The organism is Sulfurimonas sp. HSL-1716, from assembly GCF_039645975.1.
Classification (GTDB): domain Bacteria; phylum Campylobacterota; class Campylobacteria; order Campylobacterales; family Sulfurimonadaceae; genus Hydrocurvibacter; species Hydrocurvibacter sulfurireducens.
On the sequence record NZ_CP147918.1, the window covers coordinates 2,183,441 to 2,208,106 of the forward strand.

20 protein-coding genes are annotated in these 24,666 nt (G+C 39.8%); 12 read left to right on the forward strand and 8 right to left on the reverse strand.

Translation table 11 applies throughout. The features are described 5' to 3' along the window. Positions 1–68: 68 nt before the first annotated feature. Both WCY03_RS11140 and WCY03_RS11145 read left to right on the forward strand, forming a co-directional pair. Positions 69–1,331: a nucleotide sugar dehydrogenase gene (locus WCY03_RS11140; RefSeq protein ID WP_345992896.1), complete on the forward strand. Its 1,263-nt coding sequence runs from the start codon at positions 69–71 to the stop codon at positions 1,329–1,331. Next, entirely contained in the window at positions 1,332–2,408 is a 1,077-nt protein-coding gene (locus WCY03_RS11145) for a glycosyltransferase (protein WP_345992897.1), read from the forward strand. Here WCY03_RS11145 and WCY03_RS11150 read toward each other — a convergent pair whose 3' ends face one another. The 4 genes from WCY03_RS11150 to WCY03_RS11165 are packed head-to-tail and all read right to left on the reverse strand — an operon-like array spanning position 2,409 to position 6,408. Beyond that, the gene (locus WCY03_RS11150) at positions 2,409–3,749 is read right to left on the reverse strand and encodes an O-antigen ligase family protein (RefSeq protein WP_345992898.1); all 1,341 of its coding nucleotides are present in this window, start codon (positions 3,747–3,749) and stop codon (positions 2,409–2,411) included. Next, the gene (locus WCY03_RS11155; protein ID WP_345992899.1) at positions 3,742–4,566 is read right to left on the reverse strand and encodes a glycosyltransferase; all 825 of its coding nucleotides are present in this window, start codon (positions 4,564–4,566) and stop codon (positions 3,742–3,744) included. Before WCY03_RS11155 ends, WCY03_RS11150 begins: the two co-directional genes overlap by 8 nt. Then, complete coding sequence (locus WCY03_RS11160; RefSeq protein ID WP_345992900.1) at positions 4,563–5,675, reverse strand: glycosyltransferase family 4 protein; 1,113 nt, start codon at positions 5,673–5,675, stop codon at positions 4,563–4,565. Before WCY03_RS11160 ends, WCY03_RS11155 begins: the two co-directional genes overlap by 4 nt. Then, positions 5,668–6,408, reverse strand: coding sequence for a glycosyltransferase family 2 protein (locus WCY03_RS11165; protein ID WP_345992901.1), 741 nt, complete (start codon positions 6,406–6,408; stop codon positions 5,668–5,670). Before WCY03_RS11165 ends, WCY03_RS11160 begins: the two co-directional genes overlap by 8 nt. A gap of 53 nt (positions 6,409–6,461) precedes the next feature. Here WCY03_RS11165 and WCY03_RS11170 point away from each other — a divergent pair, with 53 nt between their 5' ends. Next, positions 6,462–7,760, forward strand: coding sequence for a PIG-L family deacetylase (locus tag WCY03_RS11170; protein ID WP_345992902.1), 1,299 nt, complete (start codon positions 6,462–6,464; stop codon positions 7,758–7,760). Here WCY03_RS11170 and WCY03_RS11175 read toward each other — a convergent pair. Further along, a complete protein-coding gene (locus WCY03_RS11175) occupies positions 7,755–8,900 on the reverse strand; it encodes a glycosyltransferase (RefSeq protein WP_345992903.1) in 1,146 nt (381 codons plus the stop codon). The genes WCY03_RS11170 and WCY03_RS11175 overlap by 6 nt on opposite strands. A 58-nt stretch (positions 8,901–8,958) precedes the next feature. On the opposite strand from WCY03_RS11175, the gene WCY03_RS11180 reads away from it, so the two are divergent. Genes WCY03_RS11180 through WCY03_RS11195 form a run of 4 tightly spaced genes read left to right on the forward strand, consistent with a single transcriptional unit; the run spans position 8,959 to position 14,042 of the window. Beyond that, on the forward strand, positions 8,959–9,711 hold the full coding sequence (locus WCY03_RS11180) for a lipopolysaccharide kinase InaA family protein (RefSeq protein WP_345992904.1): 753 nt from the start codon (positions 8,959–8,961) through the stop codon (positions 9,709–9,711). A gap of 46 nt (positions 9,712–9,757) precedes the next feature. Further along, positions 9,758–11,563 (forward strand): carbamoyltransferase C-terminal domain-containing protein, encoded by a 1,806-nt coding sequence (locus WCY03_RS11185; RefSeq protein ID WP_345992905.1) that lies wholly within the window; start codon positions 9,758–9,760, stop codon positions 11,561–11,563. Between the two features lie 4 nt (positions 11,564–11,567). Next, complete coding sequence (locus WCY03_RS11190; RefSeq protein WP_345992906.1) at positions 11,568–12,956, forward strand: MBOAT family protein; 1,389 nt, start codon at positions 11,568–11,570, stop codon at positions 12,954–12,956. A gap of 12 nt (positions 12,957–12,968) precedes the next feature. Continuing rightward, positions 12,969–14,042 (forward strand): hypothetical protein, encoded by a 1,074-nt coding sequence (locus WCY03_RS11195; RefSeq protein ID WP_345992907.1) that lies wholly within the window; start codon positions 12,969–12,971, stop codon positions 14,040–14,042. 29 nt (positions 14,043–14,071) lie between these two features. Here WCY03_RS11195 and WCY03_RS11200 read toward each other — a convergent pair whose 3' ends face one another. Together WCY03_RS11200 and WCY03_RS11205 are read right to left on the reverse strand one after the other, a co-directional pair. After that, the gene (locus WCY03_RS11200; protein WP_345992908.1) at positions 14,072–15,040 is read right to left on the reverse strand and encodes a glycosyltransferase family 9 protein; all 969 of its coding nucleotides are present in this window, start codon (positions 15,038–15,040) and stop codon (positions 14,072–14,074) included. Between the two features lie 3 nt (positions 15,041–15,043). Further along, the gene (locus WCY03_RS11205) at positions 15,044–16,369 is read right to left on the reverse strand and encodes a UDP-glucose/GDP-mannose dehydrogenase family protein (protein ID WP_345992909.1); all 1,326 of its coding nucleotides are present in this window, start codon (positions 16,367–16,369) and stop codon (positions 15,044–15,046) included. An 83-nt stretch (positions 16,370–16,452) separates the two neighbouring features. On the opposite strand from WCY03_RS11205, the gene WCY03_RS11210 reads away from it, so the two are divergent. The 5 genes from WCY03_RS11210 to waaF are packed head-to-tail and all read left to right on the forward strand — an operon-like array spanning position 16,453 to position 23,214. Next, the gene (locus tag WCY03_RS11210) at positions 16,453–18,366 is read left to right on the forward strand and encodes an LTA synthase family protein (RefSeq protein ID WP_345992910.1); all 1,914 of its coding nucleotides are present in this window, start codon (positions 16,453–16,455) and stop codon (positions 18,364–18,366) included. After that, positions 18,363–19,610: a glycosyl hydrolase gene (locus WCY03_RS11215; protein WP_345992911.1), complete on the forward strand. Its 1,248-nt coding sequence runs from the start codon at positions 18,363–18,365 to the stop codon at positions 19,608–19,610. Before WCY03_RS11210 ends, WCY03_RS11215 begins: the two co-directional genes overlap by 4 nt. A 40-nt stretch (positions 19,611–19,650) precedes the next feature. Continuing rightward, positions 19,651–20,340 (forward strand): phosphatase PAP2 family protein, encoded by a 690-nt coding sequence (locus tag WCY03_RS11220; RefSeq protein WP_345992912.1) that lies wholly within the window; start codon positions 19,651–19,653, stop codon positions 20,338–20,340. Next, entirely contained in the window at positions 20,327–22,243 is a 1,917-nt protein-coding gene (locus tag WCY03_RS11225) for an LTA synthase family protein (protein WP_345992913.1), read from the forward strand. Before WCY03_RS11220 ends, WCY03_RS11225 begins: the two co-directional genes overlap by 14 nt. After that, complete coding sequence (waaF, locus tag WCY03_RS11230; RefSeq protein WP_345992914.1) at positions 22,240–23,214, forward strand: lipopolysaccharide heptosyltransferase II; 975 nt, start codon at positions 22,240–22,242, stop codon at positions 23,212–23,214. Before WCY03_RS11225 ends, waaF begins: the two co-directional genes overlap by 4 nt. Before the next feature lie 54 nt (positions 23,215–23,268). On the opposite strand, the gene WCY03_RS11235 is transcribed toward waaF, so the two are convergent. Then, entirely contained in the window at positions 23,269–24,666 is a 1,398-nt protein-coding gene (locus WCY03_RS11235) for an MBL fold metallo-hydrolase (protein WP_345992915.1), read from the reverse strand.

Genomic DNA, 24,666 nt, shown 5'->3' on the forward strand with positions numbered 1-24,666 from the left:
AATATTAGCTCCTTTTAGATATAATATTCACCTTTCAATTAAGATTATAATAATAGCGAAAGAATACTATGAAAACATATAAAATAGCGGTTATCGGATTAGGATATGTCGGTTTACCATTGGCGGTTGCTTTTGGCGAAAAATATGAAACGATCGGTTTTGATATTGCCCAATTGAGGATCGATGAACTTAACAGAGGCCATGACAGAACACTAGAAATAGATGACAAACAACTCTTAACAGCTATTAAAGACAATCACCTCTCTTTTACGAACGACCTAAACAAAATATCGGACTGCAATATCTATATAGTAACAGTTCCGACGCCTATCGACGATCATAAACGGCCTGACCTTACACCTTTGATAAAAGCAAGTGAATCGATCGGGAAAGTTCTTAAAAAGAATGACATCGTCATCTACGAATCGACCGTTTACCCGGGTGCGACCGAAGAGGTCTGCGTACCCATACTAGAAAAAACTTCCGGGCTAACTTTCAACAAAGAGTTTTTCTGCGGATATTCTCCTGAACGTATCAATCCCGGTGATAAAAAACATACCGTAAAAAATATCTTAAAAGTAACTTCCGGTTCGACAAAAGAGATTGCTATAGAGGTAGATAATCTTTACAAAAGCATTATAACGGCCGGAACACATCTGGCAGATTCCATAAAAGTAGCAGAAGCCGCAAAGGTTATCGAGAATTCCCAACGTGACATCAATGTCGCTTTTGTTAACGAGCTTGCGATCATCTTTAATAAACTCGGCATAGACACAAATGCCGTACTTGATGCAGCAGGTACGAAATGGAATTTTTTACCATTTAGACCGGGACTTGTAGGAGGACACTGTATAGGTGTCGATCCTTACTACTTGACATATAAAGCTCAAGAGGTCGGATATAATCCGGAGATTATCCTCGCAGGACGCAGGCTCAACGACAACATGGGGATCTATGTCGCCAATCAGGTTATAAAGCTCATGATAAAAAAAGGGCATAAGATAGAGGGTTCCAATATCCTTGTTTTGGGTATAACGTTCAAAGAAAACTGTACAGATACAAGAAATACAAGAGTCGTAGATGTTATAAACGAGCTCAAAGAGTTCGGATGTAACGTCGACATATATGATCCATGGGCGGATCCCGAACAGGTAAGACATGAATACAATTTATCATTACTACAAAACGGTAATATAGATCTCTCTTCTCATCAAGCGATCGTTCTGGCAGTCGCGCACAATGAGTTTAAAGAACTCGATCTAACCCAAAACGAAAACTGTGTCGTCTACGATATAAAATCGATACTCAAAAAAAGCGATGGAAGACTATAGTTGAAAAGCAAACAGCCGACCGCCGTTATATGCCTCTCACCGAACAAAGGCGGTATGGAGCTGGCAGGCTTGAAGCTTGCCAAAATATTGTCTGACTATAACGATGTGACTTTGATCGTACGCGACAACCATTTTATGCATAAACAATGTCTCGGCAACAAAGACTATTCGAATTTAAAATTCGAGACAATAGACTTCAGGTCCACTTTTAGTTTCTCTATCATATACCACGCCCGCAGGATCATTAAGGAAAAACATATTAAAAACGTTATTTTCCTCGGTGCTTCGGAGCTGAAATCTTTATATTTTTCATTTTTAGGATTAGATATCAACCTTATCGTACGTCACGGAACGACAAAGTCAAATCCGAAAAAAGATCTTTTTCATAAATTGATATACTCTCGCGTAAGTGCTCATGTAGCAATATCAAAACATCTGGCAAAAAACGTCGCCTATATCGTCCCTTTTGGAAAAAACACAAAACTGACGACCATTATTCCGTCCATGCCAAAAGCCTGTTCACAACTGCCAAAAACAAAAAACGAAACGCTTCAGCTTTTACATGTGGGACGCATCACTCCGGGAAAAGGTCTGGCCGAAGCTCTTCTTGCATGCGAAGCACTTTACAAGAACAAAATCAATTTCCATTTTAACAGCTACGGCTCGATCGCAGAAAACTATAAAGAGGAGTTTATAAAGTTTATAGACTCCTTGCCATACAAAGACTCTTTTGAAATGTGCGGATTTACCGACAATATCTATGACAAATATCCAAAACATGACATTTTTTTGTTTCCGACCAAAGGCGAAGGATTCGGTAATGTCCTTATGGAAGCAATATCTCATGGGATCATCGTTTTAGCTTTTGATAACACGGCCGTCAGTAATTTTAAGGAGATGGGATTTCATATCCATCTTGTCGAAGACAAAAATGTACAGGCTCTCTCCGAAGAACTGTATATGATCGTACAAAATCTGGATAAAGAGATAGAACTCGCTCAAGAAAACAGAGAGAACGCGAAAGATCTCTTTGCTCCGTCACGCGAAGCGAATGAGTATTTAGAACTATTGGTCTGATTATATCAACTGATGCAATAAACTTGCCCCTCCGAATACTGCTATCAATATAATGATCTGCAACAACTGTTTTTTATCATCCAGCTCTACATAATTTATAGTTCTTCTATCTCTGTTTATTAGTGTCACTGCCAAAAACACGGCCCACAAAGGGAGAAAGAATCTAAGATTAAACAGTGTCATCAAAGTTCCAAATGCAATGGTCAATGTTATAAATATCATTATAAATCTCAGATCCTTCTCTTTTTGTTTAAATTTATATATCTGATAAAAAATATTAAGATAAATAAACAAACCGATTATTCCAAGTTTGAGCAATACGCTTAAAAATTGATTATGTTCATGCAAAAGTGAGTTTATTATGTAATCTTTCTCCGGTGCCATATCATGAATTTTATCCATAGAATCACCCGTACCCACACCGAAGACAGGATCTTTTTTGATCACCTCATATGCATAATAATATATTCCTGTTCTGGCACCTAAAGAAGTATTAAAGTTTGGATCGTCTTTAAATAAAGAGTATAAACTTTGCTCGGTTTGATGTACTTTTGCGTGAAATATCGGACTAAAGTTATATGCCGTTACAAATACAACGGATATAGCTAAAAATATGCCTAAAGCACTTTTTCTTAAATAAAAAACCGCAAGTACAACAATCAGCAAAAAGAATGTAACATACCCCGTTCTTCCTCCGGTAATGAAGATATTTGACGTCGCAGTCACTATAAATATGCCCATAAAGATTTTTAGATAACCATCATGTTTTTCAAAAAAAGTTTTATGAATTAATAATATAACCGTAAACGCAAGAGCAACACCGTAATGAATGTGGTTTAAAAACGGAGAAGGGTCTTCCATACTTGGTGCCTGATAAAAAAGGATACGACCGATCTCCAGCTTCCACGGCATTATCCCAAAGTGCATACCATACGAAGTCAATTCACTGATAAACATTCCGAATATAAAAGCCGATATGACCTTATCGATATATCTGCCGTCTGCTATTGCATAAAATAAAAGCAGATAAAGTCCGTATTTTATGCTTTTTACCCAGTATAAGCCCTCGGCAATATTTTCAGTCCACAACATCCCAACGATATATGCAATAAAAATATATACGAAGGCTCTTACTACAGAATTTTGCAATGCGGCTTTCACATGTTTTACGACATCCCCTCTGATAATAAACAATATAACCATAAAACTAAAAACTGTTGCTTTGATCGTCTGGGATATCGGTAATAAAAAAGCATACACGACAAGCAGATTATTAAGCCAAAGTGTCAGCAGATCTTTATCTTGAAGATATTTTTTCGATGATAACAGTGTTTTATACATTATGCTGTCTCAACCCCTGCTCACAAACATATTTTTTCTCTTCTTTGTTTTTATTGAATCTTGCCCATTGTTCTTTGCTTGTGGGATTGTTCTGTTTTTTATGAAACAGATGAAACGTATTTGCGACATTCTTGCAGGAATGTAATGTAAGTCCGTAAGCGCGAAATCTCCAATCGAGATCCATATCATCGGGCAGCGAAGATTCACCGTAACTTTCGTCAAATCCGTTGATGGCTATCATGTCGTCTCTAAAACAGGAGAAATTACAGCCGATAAGGCTTGTATTTCTTTTTCTGCCGGCCATAAAACTTTTATAGATAAGCGAGTTTGGATCGATATGTACTCCCTGTTCAAATCTAGCATTTCTATCGAACATCAGCCCAAAACCTAAAAAAAAGTAATATTTTTCCAAAGTATACGGTTTTAAAGCTCCTTCCCTAAACTTTTTTGTCAGCTGTGCATTCAAATTGACTCGTCTTCCGGCTAAAACTCTGCCTCTTTGAGCCAAAGCCGCATGTCCTTCTACAAATGTAGAATATGGAATAATATCCCCGTCTAAAAATATAAGATATTCGCCGGAACTTTTTAATATCCCGTTATTCTGCGATCTTGATTTTCGGACACCCGCATCTTCTTGAAACGTATGCTTGACATCCAACCCTTTTATGGAGGTCACATACTCTTTCATCTCCCGGCTGTCATTATCCTCTGCGACGATCACTTCAAAATTTTTATATGTCTGGGTTTTAAGTGCTTCAATAATGAGGTTCAATGCAGTTATATCTTTATAGACCGCGATTATTATACTTACTTTCATACCATCTCTTCTAAAATACTTTTGAGCTTCACAAACTGCTTTTCATTTGAAAACTTCTCTTGACACTTCTCTTGTCCCGCTTTTGCAAGATTTTCTTTTAAGTGAATATCTCCGACGAGCATCTCTATCTTTTTTGCCAGATCTTCATAGTTTTGGTTTTCAAACAGCAATCCCGTTTTTTCATCGTCTATGATCTCGACGACTCCGCCGCTGTTTGAACCGATGACTGCCGTACCTACCTGCATCGCTTCTATAAGCACAAGCCCGAAAGTCTCGCGCATAGAAGCCAAAACCACCGCATCGCATATCTGGTAAAAATGATGCGGGTTCTTCATAAAACCCAAAAAGTGAATATTTTGCTCAATACCTCGACTCTTTACGTCATGCTTCAGCTCTTCAAGATAGCTCTCTTTCATCGGATGTCCTACGAAGTACGCATTTACGGACAAACCTTTTTTTACTAGCAGTTCGACCGCTTTGATAAGCAAGTGCTGCCCTTTTGCTTCGTTGATACGCCCGACCATCCCGACATTAAAACTCTCAAGATCGAAGCCAAGTTTATCTTTTAATTCCTTTACTTCTTCATCATTGAGTAGTTCAGGCTTATCCGATCCCATATACAAGACCTCTATTTTAGGTCTTACTTTTTGAGGGATAAAATGCTCCAGCTGCTCTTTGACCTGATAGGTAACCGGAAGCATAAGCGAAATATTTTTGTACAGCCACCGATGATACACATCGTCTTTAAATCTCGTCATTGTCATATTTCTTGTTTGTACGATGCGGGGTTTATGTGTAGAAAGTTTTTTCGCCAGAACTGCCGTCAAAAGATCTTTTGTCCAATGGGCATGGATGATCTCCGTTTTATTCTCGTCTATAATGCGCGCAAGCTTTTTTGCCGTACCGTAAGCTCCCATCCCCGATTTTCTTTTAATAGCTTCGTATCTATAGGGTGTATCTTTATAGTACTGTTCAAGCTTTCCCTCTGCGTTGATGACACTGATAACGTTCATATCCTCCTCAAGAGCTTTTGCGCATCTTACCATATAAAGCTCCAGACCGCCAAGATCGGGAGAAAGGCAGAGCTCAAGAAGATTTTTTTTACTCATCTTCTTGCATCTCCAGCATCAAAGCATATTTCATGTAAGAGCTGAATGCGGATATAATCGCCACATTCCAGCCGTGGATGCCATGAAACGCGCCGCCTTTTAGAACAAGCGCTTTGAACAATGCTCCCATTCCATGTAAAAACGGGTCAAACGAAGAAGCACGTTTTCCCTCTTCGTGTGCTATTCTCGCACCTCTTGTTATAAATTTATGCGTGGTCTTTATCATCTGAGAGTAGTCTTCGTATGAGTAATGAAGCATATCTGCATCAAGATCTTTGACGTTTTTTGTCTGAACCCTTGCGTGCCCTCCCGCAGTGGAAAAGGCGCACTTTTTACGGTTATACAGCCTTGTCACGCGATCGGGGTACCAAAGCCTGATAAAATGTTTTCCGACAAACGTTTTTCTGGCAAAGGAAAACGCATCATACGGCGTAGTATCCAGATCAAGTTTTTTTATCGCTTCAATAGCATTTACATCAAGTCTTTCATCCGCATCGATACTGAGTATCCAGTCGTTTTTAGCCAACGGCCCACCGAATGCTTTTTGGGGACCGTCACCCAAATATGCCTGTTTGACAACCTTTGCGCCCAAAGCCTCCGCGATTTCACATGTTTTATCACTGCTGAGCGAATCGACTACCAACACTTCATCACATACTTTTTGAACGGATTTTATGACATCTGCTATATTTTTTTCTTCATTTAAAGTGATAATATTTGCTGTTATTTTCATGATTGATATTCTATCACAGTAACTATTGGATATAATTTTAATCAGGAGATTTTATGTTTTTTTACTCTTTTATTGGCGTCATTTTGATCATTTATCTCTTTATCGTCTTTAAACGAACGAAAAAATACGGGTATGATCCCGCAAAAGACCATCTATATACTCTGCAACCGCCTTTTTTACAAAATATTGTTATAAAACAAGATTTTATGACACTTCCGCTTGAACATAAGGATTTCGATACGCTTTTTTTAAAAATATCCCTTGCTTTTCATCCTTTGTCCTACTTTTTTAAGCCGTCTATCGAGATAGAGGGTAGCAAACATTTTTTCGAATATGGGGCGCAAGGAGATAGATATCTAAATATTTCGCACACAAAAAATGAACACTTGAGACTTCTTTGCAGAAACTTAAAATTAAAAACAGGCGAATCGACACTGTACGGATATAAAAACGAGATAGACCTTTCAAAAAAAATCCTTATTTTAGCCCCGCATGCCGACGATTCGGAGATAGCAGCTTTTGGACTGTATAAATCTGCAAAAGACGTGACTATCGTCACGACGACGATAGGCGAACATGGGGTGTGCAACTACTGTGATCTTTATGAAAACAAAACTCAAGCAGCGCTTAAAAAAGCCGAACTTCGAACCTTTGACGCTCTAAGCGTTCCGGTTTTGGGCGGCGTAGTACCGGAAAACTCTTTGACTCTCGGATATTACGGCGGGAGTCTGAAATGGATGAGCGAACATCCAAAAGAGGACGCGTCTTCGTTTATAGAGGGTTTTGGAGATATGAACTCTTTTAGAAAAGTCTCTCATTCTTATCTGGATCTGTCCGTACAGGTAAGACCGACATACGACTCGTTTTTACATGATCTTGAATTGATACTTACGCAAGTGCAGCCAGAATATATTATTACCCCGCATCCCGCCATAGACTCTCATCCCGATCACAAATACACCACACAGGCTCTTATCGATGCTCTAAAAAAAACGGAACTGCCGTGCAAGCTGCTTGCATACACGAACCATTTGACTCTAAGCGAAACCTATCCCGTCGGTCCAATGCATACGTCCGTAAACCTGCCGCCGAATTTTGATGAATTTTATTTTGACGGAGTCTATTCGTTCGAATTGGACGAAGAGTTGCAGCAAGATAAACTCTTTGCCCTTGAAGCGATCCATGACCTGAGAGATTCTCTTCTTTCTGTCTCCGTTAAAAGAGCCTATAAACATCTGAAAAGATTGATAAAAAGAACGGTTACGGGAAAAGACAAAAGCTACTTTAAAAGAGCGGTGCGCGCCAACGAACTCTTTTTTGTCATCGAAAGTAAAAATATAGAAAGATTATAAGTACAGTTCTTTATATCTACCGACAATCGCTTCGGGTCTGAACTTTTGAGTGTAGCTGTCAAAATCCCACTCTTTTTCTTCACCAAGAGTCTCGACCATCTTTTTTGCGAACTCTTGCACATCGAAATCGGTCAAATAACTCTGCAGATCACCGGTCATTATATCTTTTACTCCGCCTTTTGATTTTGTCGAGATAATCTTTGTATGGCAGGAAAGCGCTTCTATCAATACCATTCCAAAGCCTTCTGCAAATGAAGTCGATGTCAAAAGTGATGCGTTTTTTATCCACGGATAGGGATTGCTTAACAAGCCTAACGTCTTTACATATGAAGTGAGTTTTAACTCTTCTATTCTTTGTTTGACGTTTTGCATATCATGACCGTCTCCGACGATAACCAGAGGCAAAGCAAGGTTGTAATGATCTCTCGCAAATTTATAAGATTCAAGCAAAAAGGTAATATTTTTGTTCGGGGTCACCCGCCCAACGCTGATGATATACTCTTCTGCTATCTCAGGTTTATACGCTTCGGCTTTTTTGCGGATATCATCAATATCCAAGGGGTTATTCACGACATTTACCGACTTCGCTTTGACCGATGTTATTTTTAAAACCTCTTCGATCTTCTCTTTGACGCCGCTCGATACCCCCGCAAGTTTTTTGCCTTCATAAACGCATTTGATATAAAAATTCTCCAGCGGTGAGCCGTGTTTTATGAACACACTCTCGACCATCTGTACCACACGGTCGTCTTTTAACGGCCAAATTAGTTCAAAAGTACCGTGGCCGCGCATGATTATCAAGTCGAATCTTCCAAACTTCTTTTCCAGTTTTTTAAGTTTATACCAAAATACGGGAGCCAAAAGAATACCGCTGTAAATAAAATAGGTACTTCTGAAGATGCCGTTTAAGAGCTTTGCCACAACACCGAGAAAGGCACCGATGATCGTCAGATTTAATGCCTTGTCAAGATTGAAGTGATGAAAGTGAACATTCTCTTTTGGTGTAAAAGCTCTTTTTTTATCCTTGAAGTATATAAGATGCGATTCGTCGCCGGCATCGGCGAAAGCTTCTGAAAGATTTACGGCCACTCTTTCCATTCCGCCGACCTTTAAACTTCTCACTACAACAGCTACGCGCATCAAAACTCTCCATATTAAAATGTTATAATATCAAATCAAATAAATAAAGCAGGTTAATTTGTCCTATAAACTACTATTAAATCCCAAGTATCCAGATTTTAAAAAACATCTGCAAAATATAAAAAATATTTTCAATATTTCGAACGAAAGTATCCATAAAGCGAGAAATGAACTGAAAATAGTGGAGCTCGGCGGTATAAAATGCGTAGTAAAATCATTTAAGGTCCCGCACTTTATTAATCGGATAGCCTACACATTCTTACGAGACGGAAAAGCCAAGAAATCCTATCTAAACGCCCTAAAACTGACCAACCTGCATATAAATACTCCCGAACCCATAGGCATTATAGAGTTTTTTGATATGGGATTATTGAGCGAAAGCTACTTTATATCCGTCTACGAACCTTACGATTTTACCATTCGCGAAGTGTTTCATCACAAGGTTGAAAATACAGAACAGATACTCAAAGAGTTCGCACACTTTAGCTATGCCCTCCATAAAAAAGGAGTTTGGCACGTCGATTACTCTTTGGGCAACATCCTTATCACCAAACAAGAAGACAACTATAGATTTTCCCTTGTCGATATCAATAGAATGGAGTTTAAGACCATAGAGGGGTATGAAGGACTCAAAAACTTCAACAAGTTCTGGGCAAAAGATAAGAATGATCTGGTTATTATCGCAAAAGAGTACGCCAAACTTGCATCTTTAAAAGAAGAGGAATCCGTTAAAACGATTATGGACGAAGCAAAAAAGCTTGAAGACAAAATCAACTTGAAACGTAAAATTAAATCAATAAGTAAACCTTAATTACACTAAAATTATAAATTGATTTATAATCGGGATGAAGAAAAAAATGAAAATTCTAGGCAGCAAGTTTTTTGGGCATGACAGCGCACTATTTGTAATCGATTTTGAAGCAAAAAACATTTTTGCAATGAGTACCGAACGTGTAACACGAATAAAACATGACAGCATGGATATTAGTCCTATTTTAGAAAAATATAAATTTGACGGGGTAGATTATGTTTGCCATGGCTTTTCAAGCGATTCTCTGCATTTTAAAAGAGCAGAAGAGATTGAAAAAGAGAAAGCATTTAGAACACTTTTCAAACCCACTTATGTAAAAGATCTGAAAGTTTCAAATTATAAAAAAATATCGACAACTTTACTGGGTCTAATCACCAATACAAAAGATACACTTTATTATTTGGAGCGAAAAACAAAAAAAGAGCTTTATCCGAATCAAAACTTTAAAACTCCAAAAGACAAGATGAACTTTTATATTAAAGAGGTGTTTCAAAAAAACGGTATGCCCATCAAAGAAGTTGCTTACTATGATCACCATCTATGCCATGCTATTGCCGCATACTACTTTTCACCTTTCGTTAAAAAAGAAAATGTCCTAAGTCTTACCATTGACGGCGAAGGTGACGGCCATTTTAGTAAACTATTTATCTTTGATGCTGATTCCGATTATAAAGAGATTGCACAATCTAAAACTATAAAAGTCGATGCATCTACAAAACTTACCTCTATCGGAAATATCTACAGTAATTTTACAGAAGCGTTAGGATTAAGACCAAATAGTGATGAAGGCAAGGTCGAAGCACTCGCCGCTTTTTCAACAAAAAACGAAACTTTATATACTCAACTTACCGAATGTACGACAATTAGTGATTCTGGAATTCACTATGACACAAAGCTTGTTGCAAAATTCTACGACATTGCATATCTTCAAGAGCAGATAAAGAACATCGGTGAAGAAAGTTTTGCCAGTACAATTCAAACATACCTTGAAGATACAATATGTGACTTTTTAAATCAAGTATCAAAAAAATATGACTCACAACATTTATGTCTGTCAGGCGGAGTCGCCGCCAACATCATTATGAGTTTGAATATATATGAAAGAACACCGTTTAAAAGCATCTATGTACTCCCGTTTATGGGAGATGAGGGAATTTCTGCAGGTTCAGCGATACTAAAAGCCCTGGAACTAAACCAAGATATAAGCTGGCTGTCAAAAAAAGTGATGCCGTATTTTGGCAATGAACACAGTAAAGTCGACGTAGAAAAAGCCATAAAAGATTTTAGCACAAAGATAAAATATACATACCTGGGTGATGAATGGTACAAAGATGCCGCACAAATACTTTCTCAAGACAAAGTCGTCTCTGTCGTGCACGGAAAAATGGAGTTCGGTCCAAGAGCATTAGGAAATCGTTCAATTTTAGCCAATCCTGTAAATCCCGATATCAGAGAAATGATCAATCTAAAAGTTAAAAAACGACCTAAATATCAACCTTTTTGCCCGTCGATTTTAGAAGAGGAAAGAGAGCGCTTATTTCAATCGAGTTTTCAACACAAACATATGGCAATAGCATTTCGCGTAAAAGAGGAGTTTAACGATAAAATCCCATCGGCAATACATGTAGACGGAACGGCAAGACCTCAATTTGTCGAAGAAGACGACAACCCTACTTATTATAAACTGTTAAAAGAGCTAAAAAAATTAACCGGTTTTGGTGTTCTTATCAATACTTCATTCAACTTACATGGCCGGACAATCGTACATACCCCGCATGATGCTATTTTAGATTATCTGGATTGTAATATCGATATATTGTATCTTGAAGGATACAAGATACAAAGAAATTAATTTTATGCTCTTTAACTCCTACGAATTCATCTTTTTGTTTTTGCCGTTTACATTTTTTATCTATTTTTATCTTCTGCAAAAACGTTTAACGGTAGGAGCCAGGGGCTTTTTGGTCTTTGCATCGCTGTTTTTCTACTCCTGGTGGAACATAGTGTATCTTCCGCTCATACTTTCGTCCATGCTTTTTAACTATGTGATAGGTAACAGCCTGAACGAGAACTTTAAAAAAGCAAAAGTAGGCAAAAGATCTCTTCTTATGTTTGGTGTAGTGTCAAATATCGCGCTGCTGGGATATTTTAAATACAGCGATTTTTTTATAGAAAACATCAATCTGGCGCTGCACAGTTCCTTATCTCTTTTGCATCTGGCTCTTCCTCTTGCCATTAGTTTCTTTACCTTTCAACAGATTGCATATCTTGTCGACAGCTATAGAGGCGAAACCAAAGAGTACGATTTTTTAAATTACGCACTCTTTGTCACATTCTTCCCTCAGCTCATCGCGGGTCCGATCGTGCATCATGCCGAGATGATGCCGCAGTTTGCAAACAAATGGAACTTGGCAAAGAACTACAAAAACATCGCAACTGGACTCTTTATCTTCTCCATAGGTCTGTTTAAGAAGGTGGTCATCGCGGATAGTTTTGCAGAGATAGCCGATAAAGGTTTTGACGTTTTACATGTTTTGAGTTTTACCGAAGCCTGGGCGACATCATTGTCCTATACATTTCAGCTCTATTTTGATTTTAGCGGATATACCGATATGGCCATCGGTGCAGCACTTTTATTTAACATCGTATTGCCGATCAATTTCAACTCACCCTATAAAGCTCTAAGTATTCAGGATTTTTGGAGAAGATGGCATATCACCCTTTCACGCTTTTTAAAAGACTATATCTATATCCCTCTTGGCGGGAACAGGAAAGGGGATTTTAGAACTTATGTGAATCTTATGGCTACGTTCACACTCGGCGGCATCTGGCACGGAGCGGGATGGACATTTGTGTTTTGGGGATTATTACACGGTATCGCCTTGGTCGTCAACCATATCTGGAGATCGATAGGCTTCAGACTGCCTACGGTTCTTGCATGGTTTTTGACCTTTAACTTCATCAATGTCGCCTGGATCTTTTTTAGGGCAAAAGAGTGGGATGATGCTCTTAAAGTGCTAAGCGGAATGACGGCAGTCGAAACCATCAAGATCGCATCAGATATGGATATGCATCCGGATTGGTTTATCATGGTGTTTGTTGTGATTTTGACTTTAAAAACAACGGTAGAATATTCAAAAAAAGCGATATACACCCCAAAAACGGCTTTTGCATCGGGAATATTTTTTGTAAGTGCAATGCTTCTGACAAATCATATATCAAAATTCCTCTATTTTGATTTTTAAAGGCTGAGGGATATGAGCAAGATGAAAAAATGGGTCTCTCTTTGGTTTATAACTATTTCTTCCCTTCTTGTTATAGGTGTCTTTAATTATGTGATCGATCCTTATCAGCAGTATAGAAAGGCAACGTTTTACAAAGTTCCCTATGAAAACGAAAAAGAGCTGGATGCAGGGCTTGCCAAAAACTTTGACTATGATTCCGTCGTCATCGGTACCTCGATGATGCAAAATTTCAATATCGACGATCTGAAAAATATATCGGGATATAAAAAACCGATAAAACTCACTATAGCGGGAAGCAGCGTTTATGAGCAAAATATTGTGCTCAGCACAGCATTTAGACATCAAAACGTTAAAAATGTCCTAATAGGGATCGATTTTTTATCCTATTACGGCGCTGTTCACAGATATAAACACGGTGCTTCTTCATTTCCGACATATCTGTATGACGAAAATATACTAAACGATTACAAGTATCTTATCTCAAGCGACACTTTGGGCAGAGTATTTGAAATATTCACTAAAAAAGAGAAAGACGGCTGGGTTTATGATTACAGCAAGATGTTCGAGTGGAGATCGCGCACACAAGATAAAAATGTTTTATCGGCTGTCAAACGCAAATGGCTGGATCGTAAGAATTTTGATAATGAAGCTACCGACGAAGAAAAAAAACTTCCTTATATGAAGAACAATTTTGACCATAATATAAAACCGCTTATCGAAAAACATCCGAACGTAAACTTCACTCTCCTGTTTCCGCCGTACTCTATCCTCGCATACAAAACTTACGAGGAGAGAGGACAACTGCAGAATCTCATCAAATTTAAACGATATATTGTAAGTACTTTGCTTACCTATCAGAATGTCAAAATATACGACTTTCAAAATGCAGATGAGATCTCGCACGATCTGCATAACTACTATGATCTTTACCACTACAATAAAGATATCAGCAGAATAATATTAAAAGAGATTCGAAAAAAAGATTATATCGTGGATGATGTAAGTACCTATGCAAAAATATCTCAAAAATTCTTGAGCAATGTTGCGAATTTTAATGTTACAGATGATCTGTTTAAAGAAAAATAACGATACGCTGCACTTGCCCCTTAAAACAACTAAAAAACGTCTGTTATCGCCTTTTTCACATCTTCGAACATTTTTGCTCTTTTATTTTTGTCATGAGGGATCATATAATGTTTTTGCAGAGATTCGTCACTGACGCTCTTCCAGCGTGCAGAACTTGCAAAAAGCGAATCGGCGAAGAAAGTCATAGTAGGAATTCCGACAAGTGCTGCAAGATGGTATGTTCCCGTCGATGTCGAGACAAAAAGTTTGAAGTTGCTTATAAGCTTGGCAAAGTTCACCAATCCCTCTTTGGAGATATAAAAGACGACATCTTCGTTTTTGAGTTTTTCTCTGCAATAATCATAAAGATTCTGCTCGTCGGGACCGAAAGTCATCACCGCCTGCAGGCTTTTTTTCTCTAAAACCGTCCTTACAAGCTCGATATATTCGTCAACGCTCCAATTTGCATCCGATGAGCCGCCAAATCCCGGATGAAAGGCAATAGTTTCTTTTTCTATACTATTGGCTTTACAGAATTTTTCATACACTTTTAAAGCATCGTCAAATCTTAAAAGCGGTTTTTCAAAATCGAGATCTATATCGGGGAACAATACGCGGGCAAGTTCTAGATTATATTCGAATTCCGCCATCTTCACTTCACTTCTTCGCTGTTTTACACGTTGTGTATAAAAGATCTGTGCTATTTTTGTCGCAGGAGCAATACGTTTTGGAATTCGGGCCAGAAACTGTGCAAACGCTACACGGGTATTTGAAAAAAGGGTTATGGAAACATCTATCTTCGCGGCACGGAATCTTTGTGAGAGTTTAAAGACGGATGATCTCCCGTCATCGATTATAACTTCGTCGATAAAATCACAGGCATGTGCCAAAGATTCGTTTAAAGGCGCTACACAGACTATGATCCTGTTTCGCGGATCATATTTTTTTAGCACCTTGCATGCAGGAAGCGCCGTGATAAAGTCACCAAGCTTATCCGTGCGAACGACCAGGATGTTCAAGGGTCAGTTTACTCCGATCTGGAAATATTCAAATCCCTCTTTATTCATCTTTTCTTTGTTGAACTGATTGCGTCCGTCAAAAAAGATAGGATTTTTCAAAAGCTTTTTCATCTCTTCAAAGTCGGGACTTCTAAACTCCTGCCATTCCGTGACAAGGATCACCGCATCGGCGTCTTTTAGAGCATCATATTTGGCATCCGCGTAAGAAACACTAGCGTTTCTTTTTAGATAATGGGCCTCCGCTTCATGGCGCGCTTTTGGATCATAAGCCGTTATTTTCGCTCCTCTTGCGGTAAGCTCGTTGATAATGGTAATAGAACTGGCTTCACGCATATCATCCGTTTCAGGTTTGAAGCTAAGTCCCCATACAGCAAAATTTCTACCCTCAAGATTTTCTCCAAATCTCTTTATGACTTTGTCCGAGATCACTTTTTTCTGTGCATAGTTTACCGCTTCTACCGCATCGAGTATGCGCGGCATATAGCCGTTGTCTTTTGCGGTTTTGGCAAGCGCTTGAACATCTTTTGGAAAACAGCTCCCGCCGTATCCGCAGCCCGGATAGATAAAACTGTATCCGATACGGCTGTCGCTTCCTATACCGTTGCGCACTTTGTTGATATCTGCACCCACGCGCTCGCAGATTTGGCTCATCTCGTTCATGAACGAGATCTTCGTTGCAAGCATCGCGTTTGCGGCATATTTGGTCATCTCTGCCGATTTGATATCCATAGAGATGAATCTATCATGCTGCTTCATAAACGGAGCATAGAGCTCGCGCATGATCTCTAGCGCCTTTTCGGAATCTGCTCCGATCACGACACGGTCTGGGTGCATAAAATCATTTATGGCAGCACCCTCTTTTAAAAACTCCGGATTGCTAACCACATCGAACTCTATATCGACACCCCGGGCATCAAGCTCTGCCTGAACGGCAGCTCTTACTTTTTCAGCCGTACCTACCGGAACGGTCGATTTATCGACTATGACCATATAGTCTTTCATGCTTTGACCTATTTTTTTCGCAACCGCCAAAACGTATTGAAGATCTGCACTCCCGTCTTCACCCATTGGAGTTCCTACGGCGATAAATGAGATAAGCGAGTTGGCAATAGCATCGCTTGCATCGGTAGTAAACTTCAAAGTCCCTTTTTTATAGTTTTGCAAGGTCATATCTTCCAAACCGGGTTCATAAATAGGAATGATCCCTTCTCGAAGTTTCTCTATCTTCTTTTCATCTATATCGACACAAGTGACTTTATTTCCCATCTGCGCAAAACATACGCCGCTCACTAGCCCGACATACCCCGTACCGATAACTGATATCTTCATAAACTTCCCTATTTTATAATTGTGATATTTTAACAAACAATTGTTATAATTTCACTTACATGAAAGCAAAAGGGGTTGTAAAATTGAAATTTCAAAACAGGTATACACAACTTTTTACTGCCCTGGCTCTTAGTTTTTTATTTTTTCTTGCAACAAGAATTTTCCTATATATCTCATATTTCGATTATTTTTCAAATCTGGATTTCAACGAAACCGTCCGTTCCTTTATCATGGGATTTCGAGTGGATGCGGCGATCATTTTTACCTTCACATCTCTGCTTTGGCTCGCACATCTGCTGCCTTATAAGTTCACCCTTCACAAACTCTACCGACAATCTTTAGGCATTATCTGGGGAACCATTATCGCCTCCATTATCTTTTTCAATATAGGCGACTCTCTCTACTTCGGATTCGTAAACCGCCACATAAGCAACGAACTAAGCGTCATAGGCAACGATGTAGGAATACTAGTAGATATGGCAAAAGATTATTTTCCTTGGCAAACCGTTATTTCCGTGCTTATCTTCTTTCTCGTTATCTATATTTTCTATAAAATATTTACCGGTAAACTCAAAAATACGCATATAAAACAGAGCGAATGGTTCGTTCTGCCGGTCGTCGTTCTCATCGCCTTTGTCGGTATTCGGGGAAAAGTGGACGGCATCTCTTTTGGAACATCCGATGCATTTGCCGTAAACAAAGTCTCTTCGGGTAATCTGGCACTCAACGGTTTTTTCTGTTTTTACCGCGGAGGTAACAGACAAAATATCTGCCATGCGGCGATGACGACAAAAAAAGCAGTAGAGATCGTAAAAGAAAATATTCACTCCGGCAAAACAGTATTTGTTAATGAAAAATACCCGTTAATGAGACATTACAAAGAGCCAAACAAACAAAAATATAACGTTGTTATAGTTCTTATAGAGAGCTTTAGCGCTAAATATCTTGACGCGCTTTCTCATAATGACTATAAAGCGACTCCTTATCTGGACAAGCTGGCTCATGAGGGGATCTTATATACAAATTTCTTTGCCAACGGACAAAGATCACTGGAGGGCATCACTTCTATCTACACGGGACTTACTCAGGTGGTAGGATTTGAAAACCTCGGAGAAGGGTTGGAACTTTACAATCCCAGCTTTTTAGGGAAGCTCGCCCATAAAAACGGCTATACGACGATTGCTATGCAAAGTTCGGACAGAGGATCTTTTAGAGTAGATAAGTTAAGCAAACTGGCGGGATTTGAAGATTATTACGGTGCAGAAGACATTCCCCGTACGGGAATCGAAGAGGGAAATCCGCATTTTGGAGCTTGGGACGGAAACATGTTCCGATTTCTTTCACACAAACTGCATGTCATCAAGCAGCCCTTTATCAGCTTTTGTTTCACCGCATCCACCCATGCACCCTATTATCTGCCGGCAAAACAGTGGGAGATATATCCGCATTCAAAAAACAGTGAGCAGGGATTCTTGAACACGATGTATTACGTGGATTCGCAAATAAAAGAGTTTATGCAAAGATGTAAAAAAGAACCATGGTTTGACAATACGATCTTTATCTTTACGGCTGATCACGTAGGCCATGCCATACTCGATAAAAAAGTCAAAACAAACTCTCATGAAAAAGAGAGCCTTCTTCCGGATTTTCATATTCCGCTTATCGTTTATGCACCCAAGATTTTCAAACCGCATACCTCATCGATTGTCGCCTCTCATGACGACATTTTCCCTTCGATAGTCGATATTCTGGGCTGGCAGTCGGACTTTACAACGATGAGCCAATCAATTTTTGATCAGAGCGTAAAAAAACGGTTTGCATTCGTCAAAAGAGGAAGCACCATTGCCATAACTGACGGCAACGGTTCTGTCGGATACAACTACAAAGATTTCGTAGATGAAAAAGGGTATGTAAGCAAAAATCTCAAATATCTGCTTTTGGGGTGCGACACCGCCGGAGCGAATCTGCTTAAAAACTCCAGATGGATGAAACCGTGAAAAAGCCATTTGTCTGGGACGATTTTTCGGATCAGCCCTTTCAGTTGAAAGATAAAAATTTTAAAAAGATGATGAGAAAGCGTGAGCTTTTTTCCATCATAAAAACATCTCTTACCGCTCTTGTCGTTCTGCCGATTTCCGTTTTGATGATGCCTTTTGTCAAGCGTAAAACCGTCGATGCCCAAAACTTTTTTGCGATGAGCGTAAACCTTGACAAAGAACCTTCCCTCACACAGGAGTTTTTAGAAGACCTCGGCGTCGAGCACATCCTCGTCCGCTGTAAGCTTTGGGAGATGGAAAAACTCAGAGAGCTCAACGATTTTATTCTCGCATGCAACGCCAAAGAGGTGACCGTAAACATTCTTCAAGACCGTGAACATATAGACGACCCAAAACTTTTAGAAGACGACCTTCGAAAAATATTTACCGGTCTGCAGGCACAAAGATTTCAGATCGGCTCGACCATAAACAGAGCAAAATGGGGATTTTTCAGCGTCGATGAATACAACCGTTTCTTTGAAACGGCGTACAAGTTAAAACAAAAAGAGTTTCCAAACATCGAGCTTATCGGTAGCGGGGTCATCGATTTTGAGTACCATTTTACCGCTCATACGCTGTTTAATTTTTTTGATTACAGATATGACGGCATTGCTTCGCTTTTATACGTAGACAGGCGCGGTGCGCCTGAAAATACACAGATGGGTTTCAGCCTTCTTGATAAAATAGCATGGCTTAGCACCTTGATCTGGCTCAGTCCCAAAAGCAAAAATCGTCTGTATATAACCGAGACGAACTGGCCTATCTCAAACACAGCGCCCTATGCACCGACAAGCGAATACGAATGCGTGGATGAAGAGAGTTACGCGAACTATCTGATCCGATACTATCTCCTGGCATTTGCCTCCCAGCAGGTCGACGCCGTATGCTGGCACCAGCTCATAGCTCCGGGCTACGGGCTTATCGACAACCGGCAAGGCGTAAGAAAACGAAGTGCTTTTTATGCTTTTAAGACGCTCCTTTTCTTTTTAAAAAGCTCGCAGTTTCTGCGCCTTGATATAAAAAGAGGCTATCACATCCTTCAATGCCTCAAAGATGAAAAACTGATCCAGATCCACTGGTCGCTGGAAAAAAGAGCTTTAAAGAACGAAGATTATTTTATCGCTTACTCCAGAGACGGTGAAGTGATCACCGATGATGAAATAATCATATTTGACAAGCCCGTATATTTGCAAATAAAAGATTAGATATAATTTTACAAATTATAATCAAAGGTTTTTTACGTAAATGCAGCAAAACTTTTTTACAAAAAAGAGTTTGGGAGTATTCAACATTGTTTGGATACTTTTTATTACTTCCTCTCTTCTTTTTGTCCTCTTTCCGCAAATAGACCTCTATATCTCTTCTTTGTTCTATTACGCAAAAGAGGGTTTTAGCACAAACGGCACTTGGTATGAAAAGCTGCTTTACGATTCGGTAAAACCTGTTGTTGCCATCGCAGCAGCACTTCCTATTCTTATTTGGTTTTATAACCTTGCAAGCAAAAAAAACCTTTTACATGTAAATGCAAAAGTGGTACTCTATGCTCTTTTGGTTTTGGCGATCGGTCCGGGTATCATCGTAAACGATATTTTTAAAGAGCATTGGGGACGTGCACGTCCTGCACAGACCGTAGAGTTTGGAGGAAAACTAGAGTTTACTCCTGCTTTTGTCATAAGCGACCAGGGAGGGTACTCCTTTAGCTGCGGACATGCTGCAGGAGCATTCTTTTTGCTCTCTTTAGCATTGCTTGCAAAAAGAAAAAAAGCATTTTGGATTACCTTGGCATCTGCCTACGGAATCGCTATCAGCTATATTAGAATCGCTGCTGGAGGGCACTACCTTAGTGATACGGTCGTCTCATTTTTTATCGTCTTTATCGTCTCTTTAATGCTGCACCATTTTATTTTCAAGGACAAAACATATGAAACTTCGTAATCAGCTCTTGCCTCTGATTTATCTGCTTCTCTTTAGTTTTATCGTTATGATGGCGATTCGCTTGAGCCTTTACGGTTTTTATCCCGAAGACTTTGCTGATTTAACGACCGTCGAGTTTTTCAAATCCCTTTTCATGGGTTTTCGTGTAGATATGATCACCCTTTTTACTTTTTCGTCTATCTTTGTCCTTTTGCTGCTCTTTATACAAAAAAAAGTTATAAGACTCGCTATAGGACTTTTATGGGGTGTTGTTTTAAACACTATCTTCATTCTAACGTTTAGTGACGTTTTGTACTACTATTACATCCATCGACATATGTCAAACGAGATATTTAATCTCGGTAACGACACCGACATTATTTTCGGTATGGCTTTTGGTTCTATGCTGCATTATACATTGGTGGCCATAGTTCTGTCCGTTCTATTTTTATTTGGTGTATACAAACTTTTTAAAGCTGAAGTGCAAACATTTATACGGGGTAAAAAATTCTTTGTTGTATTCTTCGCCGTGGTATTACTGTTTTTCATAGGAATCAGAAACAATTTTGCAGGAAAAAGCTTCGGTATAAGCGACGCATATGCCGTCAATAAAGTAAGTAGCGGGAACTTGGCATTAAACGGCTTTTTCACGATGTACCGTTCTGAAGATTCTCCCGCTAAACACAATCTTATGCACCTGAACGAAGCGGTAAAAATAACTCGTAGTGCACTCGCTTCTGCAAACACACCATATATCTATCCTGAGTATCCTCTAGAGCGCCATTACGCTAAAAAAGACAAGCCGCAATATAACGTCGTTATCGTTTTGTTAGAATCTTTCGGAGCAGAACATCTTGACGGTTTTACCCATTACAAAGAACTGGGTATCACTCCTTACTTTAAAAAGCTGAGTGAAGAGGGGCTCAAATTTACAAATTTTTATTCCAATGGATTCCGTTCTATTTTCGGTATCACTTCTATGTTTTCAGGGGTAACGATTCCACTTGGTTTTCCGTATCTTGGACACGGTCTTGAGCTCTCAAACCTCAGTTATCTTGGAAAAGTAGCCAAAGAAAACGGGTATCACACTATTGCTATGCAAGCAGCGAACCGCCGCTCTTACAGAGTAGATGCGGTCAGCCACTTGGCGGGATTTGATCAGTACTACGGCGCACAGGATATGCCTAATGTCGAGCAGGTAGATCCCGGGAGAGCACCGGAAACCGGAACATACGATTACAATATGTTCGCTTTTTATCATAAAAAGCTCAATGAGATGAAAGAGCCTTTCTTAGGTTTTGCATTTACGGACACGACTCACTCAGACTATCACCTCCCAAGCAAAAAGTTCGAGCGTTATCCGCATGATCTTAAAAATTATAACGGATTTCTAAACGCCCATATCTATACCGACGATGCTATAAGACGTTTTATAGAAGGTGTAAAAAAAGAGCCGTGGTTTGACAAAACTATTTTCATATTTACTTCCGACCATGGAAGCGGTGATGCACTTAATCCTATTGCCAGACAATATCGTCCAAATGATAAGCCTCTACCGAGTATAGAGCATTTTAGAATTCCTCTTATCATCTATGCACCAAAAATATTCAAACCGCGTGTTATCAAAACACTGGGATGTCATAACGATATTTTCCCAACTATTGTAGATATGCTCGGCTGGAAAGCGGATATTACGACTATGGGCAGTTCGTTGTTCGACAAAAACGTTAGTAAAAGATTCGCTTACTTTTTTGCAGGTAATCTTATCGGCATCAAAACGAACGAGGGCTACATCAAGTACAACTTCAAACACGTGGTAGAAACTTCAGGTGATGCAAACCAAACGGCAGATATGAAAAAACTTCTTTTTGCCGTAGATACAGCTGAAGCAGGATTACTACAGAAAAACAAGTGGGCAAAATGAAGATCCTCGTTGTTCTTCCCAACTGGCTCGGCGATGCACTTATGGCAACACCCGCTATCGAATATCTCGCGGCACGTCATCCCGAAGCAAAATTCACTTTTGTCGGAAGTTTTGTTTCTATCGAGGCGTTAAAACATCATCCACGATGCGAAAAATTTTATATCGATAAAACAAAAGAAAAGGGCAGCAGATTTCTAAACACGTACAGATTCGCAAAGAAGCTCGGCCGATTCGACTTGGCGGTAAGTTTTAGAAACCAGCTCCATGCATCGCTGCTTTTAAGATGGACAGGCGCACCTATATGCTGTGCCCGGTCCTCTTGGCATTCACGGCTGCTGCTTACACATACGCCGAATATCTCGACAGATCAGCATTTGGTCCTGCAATACCTTCAGATCGCCGCTTGCAACGCAGATGAAAAACCGGCGGATGCGCAGCCTCTTAAACTTTACATCCAAAAACACCGTTTTGACAAAGAAACTTTAGGCATAAATGCGGGCGCCACTTACGGAAGCGCCAAAAGATGGTATCCCGAACGTTTTGCACAGGTTGCGGCTCATTTTAGCGACAGATTCGACATCGTAATCTTCGGCGGACCAAACGAAGTCGAGATGGCTAAAGATATCGAAAAGGAACTAAAAAGGCTTGGCATAAAAAACTACACGAATCTTGCGGGAAAAACATCCATACAAGAGCTTTGTGCCTATATAGGAGGATGCTCGCTGTTTGTCACGAACGACAGCGGTCCCATGCATGTGGCGTGCTCCTATCAAGTACCGACCGTCGCTGTTTTCGGACCGACACGATATAAAGAAACCTCACAATGGAAGAACGAAAAAAGCAGGATCGTCCGCCACGAGATGGATTGTTCTCCATGTATGAAACGAGAATGCCCGCTGGGGCATCACAACTGTATGAAAGAGATCACGGCAGATGAAGTAATCGACGCCGTCAAAAGCCTGCATATTTAAATCTGCCAGCGACTAGCGTAGCTATTTGGGCTTTTTGCCCAAATAGCGTTCAAATTATAAATATATGACCTCATCGGGTTTGACGATATGTACTTTTTTCTCCAGAGCATTTTCCAATACGCTTCTGAGTATCACCTGTTTATCCTCTTCGCCGTGGATGAGATATATGACTTTTAGATCATCTATCTTTGATATCCAGCTCAGCAGTCCACTTTGATCTATATGTGCAGAAAATCCGTTTATCGTATGAATATTTGCCCGAATAAGGATATCTTCGCCGTATATCTTCACCCACCTTGCGCCGTCGACAATGTGGCGCCCGAGAGTCCCGACACCCTGGTACCCTACAAAAATAATAGAATTTTTAGGATTCCACAATCTGTGTTTGAAATGATGCAGTATTCTCCCTCCCGTACACATACCGCTTCCGGCTATGATGATCGCGCGGCGCTCTATCTCGTTGATCGCTCTTGAAGACTCGGCATCGGAGGTGTATTGCAAAAGTTCAAAATCAAAAACGCTTCCGTTTGCTTCTTTGTTCTTTTGACATTTCGAACTGAGCCGTTCCACATATTTTCTATACACGTCCGTTGCCCGCGTAGCCATAGGAGAGTCCACAAACACTTTACACTCCGGAAGTTCTTTTTTATCATACATTTCACGCAAAAGACAAAGTATCTCCTGTGTTCGCTCAACGGCGAAAGAGGGAATAATGACATTCCCCCAGTCCTGTAGAGTAGTAATGATCACTTTTTTAAACTCGGTTATACTCTCTTCTACACTTTTATGATCCCTGTCACCGTATGTGGATTCCACGTACAAATAGTCTGCACGCGGACATTTTTGCAGGTTTTTCATAACCATGTTGTTATCGTTGCCGATATCTCCGGAAAAAACTATCGAATACTCGACCTCATGCTCCATATATCTTACTTCGATAAAGGATGAGCCAAGGATATGTCCCGCGTCTCTATAAATAACTTTCACACCTTCGCACAGTGGCGTCTCTACGTCATATTCCACATATCTCCATGGAAGTTCAAAAGCGGTTTTGACGTCATCTTCTATATAAAGCGGCTCTGTGACGGTATCCTCTTTTCCTCGACGCATGGCTTTTTTCAGCTGTGTCTGATAATCTTGGAACATGATCTTCGCGCTGTCAAGCAGAATGACTTCCGCAAGATCACGCGTCGGCATGGTTGCGACGATATTTCTTTCAAATCCCTCTTTTACAAGTTTGGGTATCCGTCCGACATGATCAAGATGGGCATGAGTGATGAGCAGATAATCGATACTGTTCGGCTCAAATCCGAACGACTCTCTGTTTTTATCCTCTTCACGCCCCTGATACATACCGCAGTCAATAAGAATATTGGGACCGCCTTCTATACTAAGCAGATGACATGAGCCGGTAACTACTTCCGCGGCTCCGTATGATGTAACTGTCGCCAT